Source organism: Mycobacterium sp. NS-7484 (genome assembly GCF_001953975.1).
GTDB lineage: Bacteria > Actinomycetota > Actinomycetes > Mycobacteriales > Mycobacteriaceae > Mycobacterium.
Map to the genome: position 1 here is coordinate 1 of NZ_MBEJ01000002.1, position 16,364 is coordinate 16,364.

A 16,364-nucleotide genomic window follows, 5' to 3' on the forward strand; every position below is an offset into this window, starting at 1 on the left:
GGTCCCGGCGGTGCCGGCGGCGGTGGTCGTCCCGGTGGTGGCGGCGGCGGTAACTACCGCGGCGGCGGTGCCGGTGGCGGTGGTGGCGCCGGTGGCGCGGCCGCCGGAGGTTTCCGTGGTCGTCCCGGTGGCGGCGGTGGTCGTCCGGGTCAGCGCGGTGGCGCGGCCGGTGCGTTCGGTCGTCCCGGCGGTGCCCCCAAGCGCGGTCGCAAGTCGAAGCGGGCGAAACGCGCCGAATACGAGAACATGCAGGCCCCGGTCGTCGGTGGCGTGCGGTTGCCGCACGGCAATGGCGAGACCATCCGGCTGGCCCGTGGTGCCTCGCTGAGCGACTTCGCCGACAAGATCAATGCCAACCCGGCCTCGCTGGTGCAGGCGCTGTTCAACCTCGGTGAGATGGTCACCGCCACCCAGTCTGTCGGTGACGACACGCTGGAGCTGCTCGGCAGCGAGATGAACTACAAGGTTCAGGTCGTCTCGCCCGAGGACGAGGACCGTGAGCTGCTGGAGTCCTTCGACCTCACGTACGGCGAGGACGAGGGCGGCGAAGAGGACCTCGAACAGCGTCCGCCGGTGGTCACCGTCATGGGTCACGTCGACCACGGCAAGACCCGCCTGCTGGACACCATCCGCAACGCCACCGTTCGCGAGGGCGAGGCCGGCGGTATCACCCAGCACATCGGTGCTTACCAGGTCGAGGTCGAGCTGGACGGCACCGTCCGCCCGATCACCTTCATCGACACCCCGGGTCACGAGGCGTTCACCGCCATGCGTGCCCGTGGTGCGAAGGCCACCGACATCGCGATCCTGGTGGTCGCCGCCGACGACGGCGTCATGCCGCAGACGGTGGAAGCGATCAACCACGCGCAGGCCGCAGACGTGCCGATCGTGGTGGCGGTCAACAAGATCGACAAGGAAGGCGCCGACCCGGCCAAGATCCGGGCGCAGCTGACCGAATACAACCTGGTGGCCGAGGACTACGGCGGCGACACCATGTTCGTCGACATCTCGGCCAAGCAGGGCACCAACATCGAGGCGCTGCTGGAAGCGGTCGTGCTGACCGCCGACGCGGCCCTGGACCTGCGGGCCAACCCCGACATGGAGGCCCAGGGTGTGGCCATCGAGGCGCACCTGGACCGCGGTCGCGGCCCGGTGGCCACGGTGCTCATCCAGCGTGGCACCCTGCGGGTCGGCGACTCGGTGGTGGCCGGCGATGCCTATGGCCGCGTCCGCCGCATGGTCGACGAGCACGGCGACGACGTCGAAGAGGCGCTGCCCTCGCGTCCGGTCCAGGTCATCGGCTTCACGTCGGTGCCGGGTGCCGGTGACAACTTCCTGGTTGTCGACGAAGACCGGATCGCCCGTCAGATCGCCGACCGGCGCAGCGCGCGCAAGCGCAACGCCCTGGCCGCGCGTAGCCGCAAGCGGATCAGCCTGGAAGACCTGGATTCGGCACTGAAGGAAACCAGCCAGCTGAACCTGATCCTCAAGGGCGACAACGCCGGTACGGTCGAAGCCCTCGAGGAAGCCTTGATGGGCATCCAGATCGACGACGAAGTGGAGCTGCGGGTCATCGACCGCGGTGTCGGTGGCGTCACCGAGACCAACGTCAACCTGGCCTCGGCCTCGGACGCGATCATCATCGGGTTCAACGTCCGTGCCGAGGGCAAGGCGACCGAGCTGGCCAACCGCGAGGGTGTGGAGATCCGGTACTACTCGGTGATCTACCAGGCCATCGACGAGATCGAGGCTGCGCTCAAGGGCATGCTCAAGCCGGTGTACGAGGAGAAGGAGCTCGGCCGCGCCGAGATCCGGGCGATCTTCCGGTCGTCCAAGGTCGGCAACATCGCCGGCTGCCTGGTCACCTCCGGCATCATGCGCCGCAACGCAAAGGCCCGGCTGCTGCGTGACAACACGGTGGTCGCGCAGAACCTCACGGTGTCCTCGCTCAAGCGTGAGAAGGACGACGCCACCGAGGTGCGCGAGGGCTACGAGTGCGGTCTGACGCTGACCTACTCCGACATCAAGGAAGGCGACGTCATCGAGACGTACGAACTCGTCGAGAAGGCACGTACTTAGTGATGAGCGCTTGCGCGAAGAACAATGGTGCCTGCCATGGCTGATCCGGCACGGGCCAAGCGGCTCGCCAAACGGATCTCCACCATCGTCGCCTCGGCGATCGAGTACGAGATCAAGGATCCCCGCCTGGCGGGGGTCACCATCACCGATGCGAAGGTGTCGGGCGATCTACACGACGCCACGCTGTATTACACGGTGATGGGCTCGTCACTCGAAGACGAGCCGGACTATGCCGGTGCGGCGGCGGCCCTGGAGAAGGCCAAGGGCGTATTGCGGTCCAAGGTGGGCGCGGGGACCGGGGTGCGATTCACCCCGACCCTCGCGTTCGTCCGCGACACCGTGCCCGACGCGGCACATCGGATGGAGGAGCTGCTGGCCCGGGCCCGGGCCGCAGATGAGGATCTGGCACGAGTTCGGCAGGGTGCCAAGCACGCCGGTGAGGCCGACCCGTACCGTGTGAGCGGGGCGGAGGACACTGATGGGCTTGCCGACGGGGCAGACACAGAGGATGCCGGTGACCGCGATCGAACGGATGACTGATACGGCTCATTCGAGGGCTCCCCACGGGAGCCCCTCCGGTCTGCGCGTCGATGCACGTGCGGCCGCCGATCTCCTGTCGGCCGCCAAGAGCATCAGCGTCGTGTGCCACGTCTATCCGGACGCCGACACGATAGGCGCCGGACTGGCGCTGGCGCAGGTGCTCGACGACGCAGGGAAACAGGTCCAGGTGGCCTTCGCCGCGCCGGCCGAGCTGCCCGAATCGCTGCAGACGCTGCCGGGCGGGCATCTGCTGGTCGCGCCGGAAACCATGCGTGACGACGCGGATCTGGTTGTCACCGTGGACATTCCGAGCGTCAACCGACTCGGTGCGTTGGCCGGGCTGGCCGCGGAAGGCCGCGAGGTGCTCGTCATCGACCACCATGCATCGAATCAGTTGTTCGGTACCGCGAATTACGTCGACCCGACGGCGGATTCCACCACGATGCTGGTGGCCGAACTGCTCGATGCCTGGGACAAGCCCATCGACAAACGTGTGGCGCACTGCTTGTACGCCGGCCTGACCACCGACACGGGATCGTTCCGCTGGGCCACGGCCCGGGCGCATCGCCTGGCGGCCCGGCTGGTCGAGCTCGGGGTGGACAACGCCGCGATCAGCCGAGCGCTACTCGACACTCATCCGTTCGCCTGGTTGCCGATGTTGTCGCGGGTACTGGCCTCGGCCCGGCTCGTCCCGGAGGCCGTGGGTGGGCGAGGGCTGGTGTACGCGGTGGTGCCGCATGCCGAATGGTCCACGGCCCGGCCGGAGGAAGTGGAGAGCATCGTCGACATCGTGCGGACGACACAGCAGGCCGAGGTGGCCGCGGTGTTCAAGGAGATCGAGCCCCAGCACTGGTCGGTTTCGATGCGGGCGAAGTCGCTCAACCTGGCCACGGTCGCCAGTTCGTTCGGCGGTGGCGGGCACCCGCACGCGGCCGGATACTCCGCCGCCGGCCCGACGGACGACGTGGTGCACGCGCTTACTCAAGCGCTTGCCTGACTCCGCCGGCGGGTCGCATGGTTGAGCCCGAAGGCGACGTTCCGGTCGCACCGGCCACCACCCGTCGCATCGCCGGCCTGGCCTTCCCGGCGCTCGGGGTACTGGCGGCCGAACCCATTTATCTACTGTTCGACATCGCGATCGTCGGGCGCCTCGGCGCGCTCAGCCTGGCCGGCCTGGCCATCGGCGGCCTGATCCTGGGTCTGGTCAACTCACAGGGAACCTTCTTGTCCTATGGCACGACGGCACGATCGGCCCGTCTGTTCGGCGCGGGTGACCGGGCCTCGGCGGTCGGCGAAGGCGTGCAGGCGACCTGGCTGGCCCTCGGGCTGGGATTACTGATCATCGCGGTGGTGCAGGCCGTGGCCGAGCCGTTGTTGTCGGTGATCGCCGGGCACGCCGACATCGCCGACGCGGCACTGCCGTGGCTGCGGATCGCGATCCTGGCCGCCCCGGCGATCCTGGTGTCACTGGCCGGCAACGGGTGGATGCGCGGGGTACAGGACACGGTCCGGCCGCTGCGGTATGTGGTGTTCGGGTTCGCCGTGTCGGCCGTGCTGTGCCCGCTGCTGGTCTACGGCTGGTTGGGCTTGCCGCGGCTGGAGCTGGCCGGCTCTGCCGTCGCCAACCTGATCGGGCAATGGGTCGCGGCGCTGCTGTTCGTGCGCGCGTTGTTGATCGAGAAGGTCGGGCTGCGGGTGCAGCCCGCGGTGTTGCGCGCCCAGCTCACGATGGGCCGGGATCTGTTGCTGCGGTCGATGGCCTTCCAGGCCTGTTTCCTGTCTGCCGGCGCGGTGGCGGCCCGGTTCGGTGCGGCCGCGGTGGCCGCCCATCAAGTTGTTCTGCAGGTGTGGAGTTTCCTTGCGCTGGTGCTGGATTCCCTGGCGATTGCTGCGCAGTCGCTCGTGGGGGCGGCGCTGGGCGCGGGGCAACTGGCCCATGCCAAGAGCGTGGCTTGGCGGGTGACGTTGTTTTCCACGCTGGCCGGCGTGGTCCTGGCGCTGGTGTTCGCGGTCGGCTCGTCGGTGTTACCGCCGGTGTTCACCGACGACAAGTCGGTGCTGGCGGCCATCGATGTGCCGTGGTGGTTCCTGGTCGCCCAATTACCCGTCGCGGGAATCGTTTTCGCCCTCGACGGGGTGCTGCTGGGAGCCGGGGACGCCAAATTCATGCGCAACGCCACCCTGACCAGTGCGCTGGTCGGCTTCCTGCCGCTGATCTGGTTGTCGCTGATCTACGGCTGGGGCCTGTTCGGCATCTGGTCAGGGCTGAGCACGTTCATGGTGCTGCGGTTGATCTTCGTCGGCTGGCGGGCATTCTCCGGTCGCTGGTTGGTGGCCGGGACGGGGTGACCCTCTCAGCGCACCTGTGAGCGACCCCGCTCCATCACCGCGCTGCGATTGGCCGCGATTTCGTCACCGGTCGCCGTGGCCATCCACTCGCGGGCCGAGGCCGCCTCGATCCACAGTCCCTCGTTGGTCTGGGACTCGTCGATGCGGTGATACGAGGCCAGCAGCGCACGCACCGCGGCCTGATTGTTGGCGACGATGGAGGCGGCCACCCGACGCGCGGTGGGTAACAGCTCCTCGTGCGCGACGACCTCGGTGACCAACCCGGCCCGCAGCGCCTCGGCGGCCGAGAGGTAGTCACCGGTCAGGCTCATCCGCCGGGCCAGGCCCACCCCCACCTTCTGCGGTAGCCGCACACTCAGACCCCAGGTGGGCAGCAGCCCGACCCGGGCGTGGGTATCGGCGAACTTGGCCTGCTCTGAAGCGATCAGGATGTCGCAGTACAGCGCCAATTCCAGGCCCCCGGTGACCGCAGCGCCGTTGATCGCGCCGATCACCGGCTTGGTCATGGCCGGCCACTTGGGGGAGATGTCGGGCAGTTCGGTGGTGTCGCCGAGTTCCTTGAGGTCCAGGCCCGCGCAGAACACCGGATCGGCTCCGGTGAGGATGACCACGTCCACATCGTCGTCGGCCTGCGCGGCGCGCAGCGCACCGTAGAACTCGGTGCGCAGCTGGGTTGAGAGGGCATTGCGCGACTGAGGCCGGTTCAGCGTCAGGGTGCGAACCCGGTCGGTGGTGTCCACGAGGAGTAATGGATCGCTCATGCGCTCACGGTAACCGTCGGGCTCGTCGGGCTTATCGTGGGTCTCATGTGCCGCAATATCACCGAGTTGCGCGGGCTGGAGCCCGCGGCTACTGACGAAGAGATCGAGGCCGCCGCCCGCCAGTACGTGCGCAAGGTCAGCGGCATCACCCGTGCGACCGGAGCCAATGTCGAGGCGTTCGAGGCCGCGGTCGCCGAGGTGACGGCGACGACGACGCGGCTGCTCGACGGGTTGGCGCCGCGGCGTCAGCCTCCCAAGACCGTTCCGCCGCTGCGCCGTCCGGAGGTCCGGGCCCGGCTGGCCGCCCAGTGACCCACGCGCTCAAGGAGTGGAGTGCGGCTGTGCACGCGCTGCTGCACGGCCGTCAGACGGTGCTGCTGCGCAAGGGCGGTATTCACGAGAAGCGATTCTCGGTGGCCGCGCCGGAGTTCGTGTTGTTCCCGACGGTTGCGCACAGCCATGCCGAACGGGTGCGCCCGCAACATGCAGATCTGCTCGATGCGGCCGCGCATGACAGCACCGAGGACGCGGTGACGATCCGGGCCGCGGCGAAAGTCGTTGCCGCCGTGGAGGTGAGCCGACCCGAGGCGATCGACGACCTCGCCGATCTGCACATCTGGACCGCCGAATCGGTGCAGGCAGACCGCCTCGATTTCCGGCCCAAACACCGACTGACCGTGCTCGTGGTCCAGGTGAGCCCGCTGATCGAACCCGTGCGCCTGACCCGGATTCCCGAATACGGCGGCTGTAAGAGTTGGGTTGACCTGCCGGTGGAGCCGAACTGGGGCCGGCCGGTGCACGACGCCGCCGCCCTGCAGAACGTTGCCGAGCAGGTGCGTCGGTCAGTGGGCTGATCCCTGTCCGGTCTTTAAGTGGCGGATTGCAGTCGCTCCGTGACCGCAATCCGCCACATTGTTCGCCGTCGTCAGAACTGTCTATGCCGATGACGACGGCGGCACCGGACCCGCGGGCAGGACGACCCGGGACACCCCGCCGGAGCCGTGATGCACGGTATGCGTCGCGCGCACCAGGCGAGAACCGGAGACCGGGGGTTCGGCGGTACCGAGGTTGCGGGCGAAGCGAGGGTGTGAGCCACCGGCGATCAGTACCCGGATCCGTGAGCCGGCCTTGAACCGGTGGGCAACGGCGTCGAGCTCCAGACGCACCGGCCCGGTGTGACCGTTCAGGCGGCGGAAGCCGTCGGATACGTTGCGGGAACGGCCTTTTGCGTCCACTTCGCTGATGCGGACGAACACGTCATGGTGCGGGTTGTCGCAACTGTGTGCCAGCTCGACGACCGGAGTGCCGACCAGATATAGATCGGCCGGCAACGGGTCGCCGGTGAACGTCAACACATCGCGGCGCCGGGCCAGCCGGGTGTCGTCACGGTATCCACCGCTGGCCGCCAGCAGCCGGCCGCCGATGGTGGGGGTGGGGTCGGCGGGGTGGTAGGTGAATGTCGATGAGGGTGCTTTGTCGGTCGGCGGCGTCTCACCCAGCCGTCCCGACGGCTGCAGGAACAGTTCCTGCTCGGGCATGACCGGCGGCCAGTCGTCCAACTCGACCCAGCCGTGCCCGTTGACATGAATGCGCACCGGGCTGCGGTCGGTCTCACCGGTGCCGGCCAGATGGGTGCCGAGCCAATCCAGGGATTCCCCGACCACCGTGGTGAGACCTTTGGTCAGTAGCTGCGTGTGGGTCCACGGGCCGACCGTGAGGGCGACCGGCACGCCGCGTCGGTGTAGCTGCTCGTACTGATGCAAGGTCTGGTCGAGGAACAGGTCCTGCCATCCGCTGAGCAGGAGGATGGGCACTTCGACGTGCTGCAGGGCCTCGTCGAAACGCAGCTGCTCCCAGAATGGGTCGTCGCGGTCGGGGTGTTCGAGCCAGGACTCGTACCACGGCGCGCCGTTGCCCAACATCCGTCGCCCGGCCTCGCCCATCGGCAGACCCGCAGTGGCCTTGGCCAGTTCGGCGGGGCCGCGCAATTGCCGAGCCAGGGCCTGCACCAGGCCGGGATCCTCTTGGCGGGCCACCATCGCGCTCCAGCCCAGGAAGTCGTTGAGGGTGAACGAGCCGGAGCCCCAGGCCGATGCGCTGAAGTCGTGTGGGCCGACGGTGATGACGGCGGCCTTCATCTCCGGCGGCGGGTCGGCCAACAGCGCCCACTGGGTGAAGCCGAGATAGGACAGGCCCACCGTCGCGAACGTCCCGGTGAACCACGGCTGATCGCGCAGCCAGGCCACGGTGTCGGCGCCGTCGGTCATCTCGTGGACCATCGGGGTGAATTTTCCGCCCGAGCCGAACGTGCCGCGCACGCTCTGCAGCACGACGTGATATCCGCGCGCGGCGTACACCTGAGCGAACAACGGCGAGAAGGGGAACCGGCGACCGTACGGCCCACGAACCAGCAGGGTGCCCGCGGGTCGATCGGTGAGAGGCGCGTAGTGGTCGGCGACGAGCTCGACGCCGTCGCGCATCGGCACCCGCAGTCCGTGGTGCACGGTGTAATCGGTCTCGTGCGGCGGCAGGCCGAAGACCCGGCTGGCGACCTTACCGGCGTACCGGTGCAATGTGCTCACGCGACCAGGCTACGGATTCAGAATTTGTAGTACGGCGCCAATTCGTGGGCCCGCTGGAGGTTGACCTGCAGGCAGTCCGGACGGTCCGGGGAGTGCACCGGCGAATAGAACAGAGACTGCTGGATGACGCCGTAGCTGGTCTTGAACGCCACCATGCAGGTGACCCACCAGCGGTCGTTCCAATCGGTGGGCTTCATGATCCAGTACTGGGCGGCACGGTGCCCGTCGATGTCGAGTTCGACCGCATCGGGTGGGATCGTCTGCTCATACGTGCGCCAGACGAACGCCTCGACCGCCATCTGGTAGTTGCCCGCGTCGTAGTGGCAGCGCAGGCTGTCCTCGGGCTCGGGCGGTGTGTAGGCCAGGCCGATCCGCTGCACCACATCGAACGGGATGTCGTTGCACGGGTCGAAGGGGGAGGGGTCCGTCGTCTCGACAACCGGCCATTTGATGGTCGTGGACACATTGGTCATCGGCAGGTCGGTGACGTCGAGATGCAGGGGACCGTTGCCCGAGCCCGCGGTCGGGCTCGACTGCCACACCACGATCGCGGCCGAAACCAGCGCCGTCAAAGCCGACAGCAGGCGCAACTTGGCGGCCATCACATCCCCTCGAAGTTTGGTGGCAAAACGTTCCCCGGCTTGCGGGGAGTGTAGCGGTCGGTCACGACGGACTCGACCATAAACGAGAACCTGTTCTAATTGTCAACGGCCCGCAGTGCCGGCACACGGTTAGGCTGGTCCGTTGTGGTGGTGCAACTGTGGTGATTGATCACGAGTCGAGAGACCGGCAGCCGATCCTGTGGGCGATCAGCGATCTGCATACCGGGCACAACGGAAACAAGCCGGTCACCGAATCGCTGTATCCGGCCTCACCGGATGACTGGCTGATCGTCGCAGGCGACGTCGGCGAGCGCACCGACGAGATCCGCTGGGCCCTGGACCTGTTGCGCAAGCGGTTCGCGAAAGTCATCTGGGTACCGGGCAACCACGAGCTGTGGACCACCAACAAGGACCCGATGCAGATCTTCGGCCGATCGCGCTACGACTATCTGGTCGACATGTGCGATCAGATGGGCGTCATCACCCCGGAGCACCCGTTCCCGGTGTGGACCGAGCAGGGTGGCCCGGCCACGATCGTGCCGATGTTTCTGCTCTACGACTACACCTTTCTGCCCGAGGGGGCCTCGACCAAGGCCGAAGGGTTGGCGATCGCCCGCGACCGCAACGTCGTGGGCACCGACGAGTTCCTGCTGTCCTGCGAGCCCTACGCCACCCGCGACGCCTGGTGCCGCGACCGGGTCGAGGCGACCCGCAAGCGACTCGAGGGCCTGGACTGGATGACCCCGACGGTCCTGGTCAACCATTTCCCGCTGGTCCGCGAACCCTGCGACGCGATGTTCTATCCCGAGTTCTCGCTGTGGTGCGGCACGACCGCCACCAAGGACTGGCACACACGCTACAACGCGATCTGCTCGGTGTACGGCCATCTGCACATCCCGCGCACCACGTGGTACGACGACGTGCGTTTCGAAGAGGTGTCGGTCGGTTATCCCCGGGAATGGCGTCGCCGCAAGCCTTTCCGGTGGTTGCGGCAGATCCTGCCGGACCCCAACTACGCGCCTGGCTATCTCAACGAGTTCGGCGGTCACTTCGAGATCACCGCCGAGATGCGGGCAAATGCGCAGCGGATGCAGGAGCGGATCAAGGCCCGGCGCGCATGAGCGGCACGCTGCTGAGCCAGGTTCTGCCCGAGCGGCCCGACGCGCTGGCCTCTGCCGAGTTGTACGACGACCCACCGGGTTTGACCGCGTTGCCTGAGGAAGCGGCTTTGGTGGCGCGGGCGGTGGCCAAGCGCCGCAACGAGTTCACCACCGTGCGGTACTGCGCACGCCAGGCGCTGGGCGAACTGGGGGTGGGCCCCGTGCCGATCCTCAAGGGGGATAAGGGCGAACCGACCTGGCCCGACGGCATCGTCGGCAGCTTGACCCATTGCCAGGGGTTCCGCGGTGCGGTCGTCGCCCGCGTCGGTCAGGTGCGTTCGGTGGGCATCGATGCCGAACCGCACGACGTGCTGCCCGACGGGGTCTTGGGCGCCATCTCACTGCCGTTGGAGCGCTCCGAACTCAGCGGACTGCCCGATGGTCTGCATTGGGACCGAATCCTGTTCTGCGCCAAGGAGGCCACCTACAAGGCCTGGTACCCGCTGACGCACCGCTGGCTTGGGTTCGAGGACGCCCACATCACCTTCGGGGTGGACGACACCGGTGCCGCCGGGACGTTCCGGTCCCAGATCCTGATCGACCCCGCCGCCGAGCACGGCCCGCCGTTGACCGCGTTGGACGGTCGCTGGTCGGTGCGTGACGGTGTGACGCTGACGGCGATCGTGCTGTGAGCCGGCCGGTCCCAGATCCGGGTTTGGTGATCGTCGACAAGCCGGCGGGCATGACCAGCCATGACGTGGTGGGCCGCTGTCGGCGGCTGTTCGGAACCCGCAAGGTCGGCCACGCCGGAACGCTCGACCCGATGGCAACCGGCGTCCTCGTCGTCGGCATCGAACGCGCCACCAAGATCCTCGGCCTGCTCACCGCAACCGACAAGTCCTATTCGGCGACGATCCGCCTCGGCCAGACCACGACGACCGAAGATGCCGAAGGTGAAGTGCTGCAGTCGGTATCACCTGAGCACGTGACAGATCAGCAGATCGAGGCCGCTGTTGCGGCGCTGCGCGGGGACATCGAGCAGGTGCCCTCGGCGGTCAGTGCGATCAAGGTCGACGGTCAGCGTGCCTACAAGCTGGCCCGCGAAGGGCGGACCGTGGAGCTCGCCGCCCGGCCGGTGCGCATCGACCGGTTCGATGTGCTCGATGTCCGGCGGGCAGGCGGGTTCGTCGACGTGGACGTGGAGGTGGACTGTTCTTCGGGCACCTACATTCGCGCCCTGGCCCGCGACGTCGGCGGCACGCTCGGTGTCGGCGGCCACCTGACCGCGTTGCGCCGCACCAAGGTCGGCCGCTACGGACTCGACGAGGCCCGCACGCTCGACGACCTCGCCGAGCAAGCGCGGCTGAGCTACTCCCTCGACGAGGCCTGCCTGCTCGGATTCCCACGGCGCGACCTGAGTGCGGACGAAACCGAGGACACCAGGCACGGCAGACCGCTGAAACCGGCCGGGATCGACGGCGTCTACGCGGCGACCGCACCCGACGGCAAGGTCATCGCGCTGCTGCAGGACGGTTCGTCACGCACCAAGAACGTGGTGGTGCTGCGGCCGGCCACGCTGTAGCCCGTCGCGTCAAAGTTGGCCGTGACGAGGCGGTTTCGTTCCCGACAGCGTGTAGTTGCCGATGTGGCGGATCTTCCACCGGGTGGCGTCGTGCAGGGTGTGGGTGCGCGCGTCTCGCCAATACCGTGACAGGTTGCCCGACGCCGAAGCGCTACGGGTGCCGCCGAATTCGAACAGTGCGCTGCCGGCGTCCACCGCGGCTCGCGCTGCGGACACCTTCGCCACCGCCACCGCGATCGACGCCGCCGCGGCGCTGTCCTCGGTGAGATCGGCTCGGGCGGCATCGACGGCCCGGGCCGCCTCGGCGAGCAGAGCCGCCGCGCCCCGCACGGTCACGGTCAGCTCACCGGCCGCCTGCACCAGGGTCGGATCCTCGACGGCGCTGGACACCGCGGCCTCGAAATGCGGCCGCGCCCTGCCCGCCTGGCGCACCGCCTCTTCGAGCGCCGCGGTGGCGATACCCACGTCGAGCGCGGCATGCAGCAGCTGTGCGCGGGCGCCGTACACCGTCGGGCGGGTGAAGATCGGGCTGAACTCGAGGACGTGTGCGGCAGGCACCTCGACGGCATCGAGCATGACGGTGCCCGAGGCGGTGGTCCGCTGCCCCATACCGTCCCAGTCGTCGACGATCTCGACGCCGAAGGCATCGCGCGGGACGAACGCGATGGCCTTGGGCGTGGCTGCCGTCGGCACCTGCCCGGAACCGTCGGAGTGCGAGGCCCGCACGATCAGCCAGTCGGCGAACAACGCCCCGGTCGCGTAGTACTTGCGGCCGTCGAGCAGATAGCCGGTGTTCGTTGCCGTCAGCGTCGTGGTGTCCACGTCGATCGGATGCGGTCCCCGTTCGGACTGCGCATTGGCGAACAACACTCCGTCGCGGACCAGGCCGTAGAAGTACGCCTGTTGTGCCGGGGAGCCCTGCAGCCGTAGGGCTTCCAGGAAGGTGAAATGGGAGTGCGGGATCTGGCCGATCGACGGGTCACCGTGCGCCAGCAGCCGAATCACCTCGGCCAGCACCACCATGGGTACGTCGGGGCCGCCGTGCTCAGCGGGCACGGTGAGACCCAGCAGCCCTGATTCCTTGAGTGCCTGCACCTGTTCGTGCGGCAGGATCCGATGCGCGTCACGGGCGCCGGCGCCCTCGGCGAACAACACCGACAAGCGCGCCGCGGCAGCCAAGGCCGCCTCGGCCGAGAAGATCTCGGCCGAGGCCAGCCCGGCGGAATGGGCCAGATCCGTCATCGCGGCGCACCGACGAACGGTATGGAGGCGGGCGCACCCGATTGCGCGCCGCCGCCGAACAAGCCGCGTTCGCGCAGGATCGGCACCACGCCCTCGCCGAACCAGAACAACTCCTCCAGGTGCGGATAGCCGGAGAAGATGAACTCGTCGATGCCGATCTCGGCGTATTCGGCGATCCGGTCGGCCACCTGGGTGTGGCTGCCGACTAGTGCAGTACCCGCGCCGCCGCGCACCAGCCCGACACCCGACCACAGGTTCGGGGCGATCTCCAGGCTGCGCGCGTCGCTCCAGGTGCCGTTGGCGCGGTTGGCCTCGTGCAGGGCCAGCATGCGCTTCTGTCCTTCGGACTGGCTGCGGGCCAAACCGGCCTGCGCGGCCGCCACCGTCTCCTCGTCCAACGCGGCGACCAGGCGGTCGGCCTGGGCCCAGGCCTCCTCGGCGGTATCCCGCGAAATGGTGTGCAGGCGGATGCCGAAGCGCAGCTTGCGACCCTGCTCCTCGCCGAGCGCGCGAATCCACTCGATCTTCTCGGCCACCGCGGCCGGTGGTTCGCCCCACGTCAGGTACACGTCGGAATGCCGCGCGGCCACCGGCCCGGCCGCCTGCGAGCTGCCACCGAAATACAGCGGCGGCACCGGGGTCGGAGGCAACGCCAGCGAGGCCTCTTCGACGTCGATGTACTCACCCTTGTGGGTGACGGTCTCTCCGGCCCACAGCCGCCGGACGACGTCGAGGAACTCGTCGCACCGCGCGTAGCGCGCGTCCTTGTCCAAGTGGTCGCCGAAGGCCCGCTGCTCGTGCGCCTCGCCGCCGACGACGACGTTGAGCAGGATCCGGCCCGGTGCGTGCCGGGCGAACGTCGCGGCCATCTGGGCCGAGAGCGTCGGGCTCACCAAGCCGGGCCGGAAGGCCACCAGGAAGGCCAGCGACGTGGTTTCGCGGGCCAGCAGCGCCGCGGTGATGAACGCGTCCTCGCACCAGGCCCCGGTCGGGATCAGCGCTCCGGTGAAACCGAACCGCTCGGCCGAGCGGACGATCGAGGCCAGGTAGTCGATCGAGGCCTCACGGTCACCACCGGCCGCGCCGGCCGGAGTGCCATGGCCACCACCGACGATGAGTCGGCTGTCGCCGTAGGTGGGCAGGAACCAGTGCAGAGAGACAGTCACGAACAGGACATCTTGGTGCCGGATCGGTGAGGGCACACGGGTAAAAATCGCGGTGATCCCGACCCGAGCAGGTCAGGCAACCACCCAGATCGCCTCGGCCGCCGGATTGCCCAACTCGACCTGGACGCTGGTGTCGTCGTCGGCGGCCGCATCGGATCCACCCGGGCTCTGGACGGCCACCGAGATTACGCCAGCGAAATCACGCCGCGCCACCACCCGCACATGGGAATCCAGGCTGATGCCCACGCTGTCGAAGTAACGCAGCATCTCCGGGTCGGCATCGGAGATCCGGGCCACCGTGCCGGCCTCGCCGTCCTGGCATGCCGACAGTTGGCGGGCGGGCGGGGTTGGCACCTGACCATCGGCCGCCGGGATCGGATCGCCGTGCGGGTCACGGGTGGGGTGGCCCAGCTTGGCGTCGATGCGATCGAGCATCCGGTCCGAGACGGCGTGCTCGAGTATCTCGGCTTCGTCGTGCACCTCGTCCCAGCTGTAGCCGAGTTCCTGCACCAGGAACGTCTCCATCAGCCGGTGCCGACGGACCATCGCCAACGCCGCGCGCCGTCCCGCGTCGGTCAACGTCACCGCACCGTACTTCGCGTGGTCGACGAGACCCTGGTCGGCGAGTTTGCGAATCGATTCCGACGCCGTCGATGCCGACACGCCGATGCGCTCGGCCAGCAGTTTGGTGCTGACCTTCTCGCGAGACCACTCCTGGGCTGTCCAGATGACTTTCAGATAGTCCTGGGCAACCGTGGAGAGGTCTTGGTGGTTACCGTCGGGACTCACAGTAGGAAAGTTTAGGCAATCATCACCTGATCGGGGGATCTAGAGCAGACCGCGTCGCCGACGGGTCGTAGGCTGATCGCGTGCAGCGCTGGCGTGGGCAGGACGAGATCCCCACGGACTGGGGCAGGTGTGTGGTCACCATCGGAGTGTTCGACGGGGTACACCGCGGACACGCAGAGTTGATCAGCCATGCGGTGAAAGCAGGCCGGTCACGCGGAGTGCCGGTGGTTCTCATGACCTTCGACCCCCATCCGATGGAGGTGGTGTTTCCGGGTAGTCATCCGGCGCAGCTGACCACGCTGACGCGGCGGGCCGAGCTGGTCGAGGAACTCGGCGTCGACGTCTTCCTCGTCATGCCGTTCACCTCCGATTTCATGAAGCTCACCCCCGAGCGCTACATCCACGAGTTGTTGGTCGAAGACCTGCATGTGGTGGAGGTCGTGGTGGGGGAGAACTTCACCTTCGGCAAGAAGGCGGCCGGCAACGTGGCGATGCTGCGCGCGGCCGGCGAGCGGTTCGGGTTCGCCGTCGAGAGCATGTCGCTGGTGACCGAGAATCTCGACCCGCAGCACCGCGATGAGCGGGTCACGTTCTCCTCGACATACATCCGGTCCTGTGTCGACGCCGGCGACGTGGTGGCTGCCGCCGAGGCGCTGGGGCGCCCGCACCGGGTCGAGGGTGTGGTGGTGCGCGGCGACGGCCGGGGCCGGGTACTCGGTTTCCCGACCGCCAACGTGGCACCGCCGATGTACTCGGCGATCCCGGCCGACGGTGTGTACGCCGCGTGGTTCACGGTGCTGGGCCACGGCCCGGTGGTCGGCACCGTGACGCCCGGTGAGCGGTATCAGGCGGCGGTCTCGGTGGGCACCAATCCGACCTTCTCCGGTCGCACCCGCACCGTCGAGGCGTTCGTCCTCGACACCGAGGCCGACCTCTACGGGCAGCATGTCGCCGTCGATTTCGTGGCCCGCATCCGGGGCCAGGAGAAGTTCGAATCGGTGAAGGATCTGGTGGTGGCCATGGAGGCCGACACCGACCGGGCCCGCGCGATACTGGCTGCCCAGGCCCAAGCCTGAATTCGCGGCCCGTCGCCGAACTGCTAAACTTTCGGCCGATCCGGTGCATGCTGCAGTCCGCGGTGGCTGCGCCGAGAATATGTTCGCGGGACTGAAATGATGGAGTTGTATTCGTGGCGCTTACTGCCGAGCAGAAAAAAGAAATCCTGAGCAGCTACGGTCTGCACGAGACCGACACCGGTTCGCCGGAGGCCCAGGTCGCCCTGCTGACCAAGCGGATCTCGGACCTCACCGAGCACCTCAAGCAGCACAAGCACGATCACCACTCGCGGCGCGGCCTGCTGCTGCTCGTCGGCCGTCGGCGCCGGCTGCTGAAGTACGTCGCCCAGGTCGACGTGGCGCGTTACCGTTCGCTGATCGAGCGCCTCGGGCTGCGTCGCTGACGCGGCCCCAGTGTCACCACTTTCCGCGGCGGGCCCCGGGGGGGCCGCCGCGCTTCCTTTTGGGCGGGTGTAGGGCGGGGCCGGGGGGGGGGGCGGGGGGCGGGAGGGCGCAT

General features: G+C 68.2%; 17 protein-coding genes. 11 read left to right on the plus strand and 6 right to left on the minus strand.

Annotation, left to right across the window (positions count from 1 at the left end):
* The 4 genes from infB to A5733_RS00030 all read left to right on the plus strand — a co-directional run.
* Window positions 1–2,079 (plus strand): translation initiation factor IF-2 (infB, locus tag A5733_RS00015; protein WP_076238595.1); only part of this gene is annotated, 2,079 nt, incomplete at its 5' end.
* A gap of 36 nt (window positions 2,080–2,115) precedes the next feature.
* A complete protein-coding gene (rbfA, locus tag A5733_RS00020) occupies window positions 2,116–2,619 on the plus strand; it encodes a 30S ribosome-binding factor RbfA (RefSeq protein WP_076238596.1) in 504 nt (167 codons plus the stop codon).
* Complete coding sequence (locus A5733_RS00025) at window positions 2,612–3,616, plus strand: bifunctional oligoribonuclease/PAP phosphatase NrnA (protein ID WP_067775074.1); 1,005 nt, start codon at window positions 2,612–2,614, stop codon at window positions 3,614–3,616. The genes rbfA and A5733_RS00025 overlap by 8 nt, the downstream gene beginning before the upstream one ends.
* Window positions 3,617–3,633: 17 nt before the next feature.
* Window positions 3,634–4,968, plus strand: coding sequence for an MATE family efflux transporter (locus tag A5733_RS00030; protein ID WP_076238597.1), 1,335 nt, complete (start codon window positions 3,634–3,636; stop codon window positions 4,966–4,968).
* A 5-nt stretch (window positions 4,969–4,973) separates the two neighbouring features.
* On the opposite strand, the gene A5733_RS00035 is transcribed toward A5733_RS00030, so the two are convergent.
* On the minus strand, window positions 4,974–5,729 hold the full coding sequence (locus A5733_RS00035) for an enoyl-CoA hydratase (RefSeq protein ID WP_076238598.1): 756 nt from the start codon (window positions 5,727–5,729) through the stop codon (window positions 4,974–4,976).
* A 45-nt stretch (window positions 5,730–5,774) separates the two neighbouring features.
* Here A5733_RS00035 and A5733_RS00040 point away from each other — a divergent pair, with 45 nt between their 5' ends.
* Complete coding sequence (locus tag A5733_RS00040; RefSeq protein ID WP_076238599.1) at window positions 5,775–6,041, plus strand: DUF2277 domain-containing protein; 267 nt, start codon at window positions 5,775–5,777, stop codon at window positions 6,039–6,041.
* Window positions 6,038–6,583, plus strand: coding sequence for a DUF1802 family protein (locus A5733_RS00045; protein ID WP_076238600.1), 546 nt, complete (start codon window positions 6,038–6,040; stop codon window positions 6,581–6,583). Before A5733_RS00040 ends, A5733_RS00045 begins: the two co-directional genes overlap by 4 nt.
* An 81-nt stretch (window positions 6,584–6,664) precedes the next feature.
* Here A5733_RS00045 and A5733_RS00050 read toward each other — a convergent pair whose 3' ends face one another.
* Window positions 6,665–8,311, minus strand: a complete 1,647-nt coding sequence (locus A5733_RS00050) for a CocE/NonD family hydrolase (protein WP_076238601.1) — start codon at window positions 8,309–8,311, stop codon at window positions 6,665–6,667.
* Between the two features lie 17 nt (window positions 8,312–8,328).
* Window positions 8,329–8,913, minus strand: a complete 585-nt coding sequence (locus tag A5733_RS00055; protein WP_076238602.1) for a DUF3558 domain-containing protein — start codon at window positions 8,911–8,913, stop codon at window positions 8,329–8,331.
* Window positions 8,914–9,071: 158 nt separating this feature from the next.
* Here A5733_RS00055 and A5733_RS00060 point away from each other — a divergent pair, with 158 nt between their 5' ends.
* The 3 genes from A5733_RS00060 to truB are packed head-to-tail and all read left to right on the plus strand — an operon-like array spanning window position 9,072 to window position 11,595.
* On the plus strand, window positions 9,072–10,034 hold the full coding sequence (locus A5733_RS00060; RefSeq protein ID WP_076238603.1) for a metallophosphoesterase: 963 nt from the start codon (window positions 9,072–9,074) through the stop codon (window positions 10,032–10,034).
* The gene (locus tag A5733_RS00065; RefSeq protein WP_076238604.1) at window positions 10,031–10,705 is read left to right on the plus strand and encodes a 4'-phosphopantetheinyl transferase; all 675 of its coding nucleotides are present in this window, start codon (window positions 10,031–10,033) and stop codon (window positions 10,703–10,705) included. Before A5733_RS00060 ends, A5733_RS00065 begins: the two co-directional genes overlap by 4 nt.
* Window positions 10,702–11,595: a tRNA pseudouridine(55) synthase TruB gene (gene truB, locus A5733_RS00070; protein ID WP_076238605.1), complete on the plus strand. Its 894-nt coding sequence runs from the start codon at window positions 10,702–10,704 to the stop codon at window positions 11,593–11,595. Before A5733_RS00065 ends, truB begins: the two co-directional genes overlap by 4 nt.
* A 9-nt stretch (window positions 11,596–11,604) precedes the next feature.
* On the opposite strand, the gene A5733_RS00075 is transcribed toward truB, so the two are convergent.
* The 3 genes from A5733_RS00075 to mntR all read right to left on the minus strand — a co-directional run bounded on the left by A5733_RS00075 (window position 11,605) and on the right by mntR (window position 14,792).
* The gene (locus A5733_RS00075; RefSeq protein ID WP_076238606.1) at window positions 11,605–12,837 is read right to left on the minus strand and encodes an SfnB family sulfur acquisition oxidoreductase; all 1,233 of its coding nucleotides are present in this window, start codon (window positions 12,835–12,837) and stop codon (window positions 11,605–11,607) included.
* Window positions 12,834–14,003: an LLM class flavin-dependent oxidoreductase gene (locus A5733_RS00080; RefSeq protein ID WP_076238607.1), complete on the minus strand. Its 1,170-nt coding sequence runs from the start codon at window positions 14,001–14,003 to the stop codon at window positions 12,834–12,836. The genes A5733_RS00075 and A5733_RS00080 overlap by 4 nt, the downstream gene beginning before the upstream one ends.
* A gap of 72 nt (window positions 14,004–14,075) precedes the next feature.
* A complete protein-coding gene (gene mntR, locus A5733_RS00085) occupies window positions 14,076–14,792 on the minus strand; it encodes a manganese-binding transcriptional regulator MntR (protein WP_067766693.1) in 717 nt (238 codons plus the stop codon).
* A gap of 80 nt (window positions 14,793–14,872) precedes the next feature.
* On the opposite strand from mntR, the gene A5733_RS00090 reads away from it, so the two are divergent.
* Together A5733_RS00090 and rpsO are read left to right on the plus strand one after the other, a co-directional pair.
* A complete protein-coding gene (locus A5733_RS00090; RefSeq protein WP_067766696.1) occupies window positions 14,873–15,868 on the plus strand; it encodes a bifunctional riboflavin kinase/FAD synthetase in 996 nt (331 codons plus the stop codon).
* A 113-nt stretch (window positions 15,869–15,981) separates the two neighbouring features.
* Complete coding sequence (gene rpsO, locus A5733_RS00095) at window positions 15,982–16,251, plus strand: 30S ribosomal protein S15 (protein WP_003880490.1); 270 nt, start codon at window positions 15,982–15,984, stop codon at window positions 16,249–16,251.
* Window positions 16,252–16,364: the final 113 nt, after the last annotated feature.

What these genes read in the sequence shown, in the direction of transcription:
- rbfA (WP_076238596.1), top strand. Translation starts at nt 2,116, where the DNA reads ATGGCTGATCCGGCACGGGCCAAGCGGCTCGCCAAACGGATCTCCACC.
- A5733_RS00025 (WP_067775074.1), top strand. Translation starts at nt 2,612, where the DNA reads ATGACTGATACGGCTCATTCGAGGGCTCCCCACGGGAGCCCCTCCGGT.
- A5733_RS00030 (WP_076238597.1), top strand. Translation starts at nt 3,634, where the DNA reads ATGGTTGAGCCCGAAGGCGACGTTCCGGTCGCACCGGCCACCACCCGT.
- A5733_RS00035 (WP_076238598.1), bottom strand. Translation starts at nt 5,729, where the DNA reads ATGAGCGATCCATTACTCCTCGTGGACACCACCGACCGGGTTCGCACC.
- A5733_RS00040 (WP_076238599.1), top strand. Translation starts at nt 5,775, where the DNA reads ATGTGCCGCAATATCACCGAGTTGCGCGGGCTGGAGCCCGCGGCTACT.
- A5733_RS00055 (WP_076238602.1), bottom strand. Translation starts at nt 8,913, where the DNA reads ATGGCCGCCAAGTTGCGCCTGCTGTCGGCTTTGACGGCGCTGGTTTCG.
- A5733_RS00065 (WP_076238604.1), top strand. Translation starts at nt 10,031, where the DNA reads ATGAGCGGCACGCTGCTGAGCCAGGTTCTGCCCGAGCGGCCCGACGCG.
- A5733_RS00075 (WP_076238606.1), bottom strand. Translation starts at nt 12,837, where the DNA reads ATGACGGATCTGGCCCATTCCGCCGGGCTGGCCTCGGCCGAGATCTTC.